Source organism: Bartonella sp. TT29SHDZB (assembly GCF_042193395.1).
In the GTDB taxonomy this organism is placed as follows: Bacteria; Pseudomonadota; Alphaproteobacteria; order Rhizobiales; family Rhizobiaceae; genus Bartonella.
The window spans coordinates 1-2504 of sequence record NZ_JBHILQ010000069.1; the positions used below are offsets into that span (position 1 = coordinate 1).

The window sequence follows — 2504 nt, forward strand, 5'->3', positions numbered from 1 at the left end:
GTTTGATAAGCTCTAATCCTTCTTTCGATATCTTTCTCATCTGACGCTCCATAAAAAAAGCCCCACAAAAGTGAGGCTGGATAAAATGATGTTCTAATCAATCTCGCGCTAATTATAATAAAGTGGGTCGCTACATCCACGGGCACCTATTTTTTCATCTTCCACATAACGAGAATGCGCAAAATTCCGCGCAAATTCACCATTACTAGCATCACCGGACCAATCGCCTCCTCCCAACATAACATTTACGTCTACACGTAAACTGCTTCCTTGCTCCCCTGTATGCCATTTCGTCACGGGATAACAACCAGACAAAAATTGCCACACATAACCGCAACCATCCTCACAACCGATATACGAAATCATCCGTCTATTGTTTGTATCAACGTGTCCTCCAGACGTTTTGGGAGAAGGCGCTTTATTGCCTATAATACTGGTTCCCGAATTGATTCCATACATGCAAGACGCGAACTCATCACTCGTCAAAAATCTCTTATTAACAGACGACAAATCCACGTGATGGTCAGAATAGCTACGATTGGTTGTAATCGGAACACCATAGGCAGACTTCGTATTTTCATCTGTCCCTGATTGAAGATAAATATCAACCCAAATATTCTTCCACGGATCGTAAACCATTCCCTCTGGGTCACTACGTGGACGGTGATTGAGACACCAAACAGAATTAGGGAGAATATCCCCCGCTTGATAACCCGATAACGGATGATCTTCAATCTCACCAACATCTGCACAAAGCGTATGAAATCCACCAATCTTTTGAGAATTATCCTCTGTATAGCCATTAGGAGCTGTCGGATTTTGCGAAATTTCAAAGGATATCTTATTCATCTGATCTTTTGTAGTGATATATATATAATAATCCTTTCCTGCTTCAATATATTCTTCAAAAGTCATCCTTCCACGCTCTGGAGTGCGGAAAAAGATGGACCTACCCCCATTCTCACCACCATGATAAACGCGAAAACACGCCCCTTCATTGATCACAAGACCTTTTCTATTTTCCGGATCGTCTTCCAGAATTCTGCTAGGTTGATTAAAACGCACATCCTCTAAAAAACTAGTGGAAAGAGAACTTACCTTATTTTGAAGTTCAGAAAGACTGTTACTGTTCCTCTGTGCCTTCTCTTGAATTTCTGTCAATGCACTCTTCGCTTCTTCCGCTAACACTTTTGCCTCAGAGGCGGCTGTATTCGCAGAATTTGTCGTTGCGGTCACCGTGTCTAATGAACTCTTGACCTCTCCAAGCCCTTGCTTCGTCGTATCAGCTTCTTCTTTTGCTTGCTCCGCAACACTCTTCGCTTCTTCTGATAAACTTTTTGCACTCAAAGCGGTTTGGCTTGCATGATCACTCGTGGATTTTGCTTCATTGGCTATTGTTTCTAAGCCTTCTGCTTTAGATTTTGCATCGCTAGCCTCTCTTAGTGCTTGATCTACTTTCTCTGTTACACTCTCTGCTGCACTTTTCGCCGCTTCTGCAATATCCTTAGCATCATCAGCTGTCTGTTTGGCTCCATCCGCCTTAAGACTTGCTTGTGTTGCTATCGTCTTAACTTCATGACTCGTCGCTACCGCGGTCGCTGCTACTTGGGTTGTCTCTGTTGCTGTTTGGGAAGCATCTCTCGCTGTTTGTTCTGCACGTTCAGCAATGGACTTCGATTCATCGGCTAATCTCTTTGCTTCTGTCGAGACATGGACGGCATTCTCACTTGCCTGCTTGACCTCTGAAAAACTTTGCAATGCCGTAGCCAATGAACCTTTCGTACCACTTATTTCCCCTGTAGCTCTATCGACTCCTGCCTTCGCCTCTTCTGCCATTTGCTTCGCGGCATCAGAAGTATTCTTGGCTTCTTCTGCTAAGCCATTGGCTGTATCCGCTGTCTCTTTCGCAAGGCTAGCCGTTGTCGTCGCTGCTTTAGCTTCTTCCTTCGCTTCATGAGACGTCGTAAGCGCTGTTGTCGCTGTTTGAACTGTTTTCGTCACTTCGCTAAGCGCTTGTTCCGAAACCCTCTTCGATTCTTCTGCAACCTGTTGCGCGCCATTCGCACGCGACATGGCTTTTTCAGACTCTTGCCTTGCATTAACAACCTGTTCTAATGGTGCAAAAGTTTCATACGAATACAAAGATGCCGTCCCTAAAATCTTAGGAACAACAACACTATCTTGCGAACTTCCTTCTCTGATTTCCTCTTTCGTTGCTATTGGTATCAAATACTCATGACTATGATCGGGTATTTTCATATGCTTTATTCCTTCATTAAACCTAAAATGAACACTCTTTCAAATCTTCAAACTCTTCTCTTAATGCCTCTAAGCGCTTCTCTAAATCTTTCAGTGAACCATCAAGCTCCGTTTTCAAAGCGGCTTTCAGTAAATCAAAAACGCCATTAAGCGGCGCATGCACAAAACCTTCCCCCGAATACAAAACGACCCGTACTTGAGACGGGTCGCTAATCTCTGATATCGCAAACGGTTTTAATGACATT

2 protein-coding genes are annotated in these 2504 nt (G+C 43.7%); both read right to left on the minus strand.

Annotated elements, in window-relative coordinates:
* Window positions 1–108 precede the first annotated feature (108 nt).
* Window positions 109–2259 (minus strand): hypothetical protein, encoded by a 2151-nt coding sequence (locus tag ACFIJJ_RS09430; protein ID WP_375646761.1) that lies wholly within the window; start codon window positions 2257–2259, stop codon window positions 109–111.
* A 22-nt stretch (window positions 2260–2281) separates the two neighbouring features.
* A complete protein-coding gene (locus ACFIJJ_RS09435; RefSeq protein WP_375624443.1) occupies window positions 2282–2503 on the minus strand; it encodes a hypothetical protein in 222 nt (73 codons plus the stop codon).
* Between the last annotated feature and the right edge of the window lies 1 nt (window position 2504).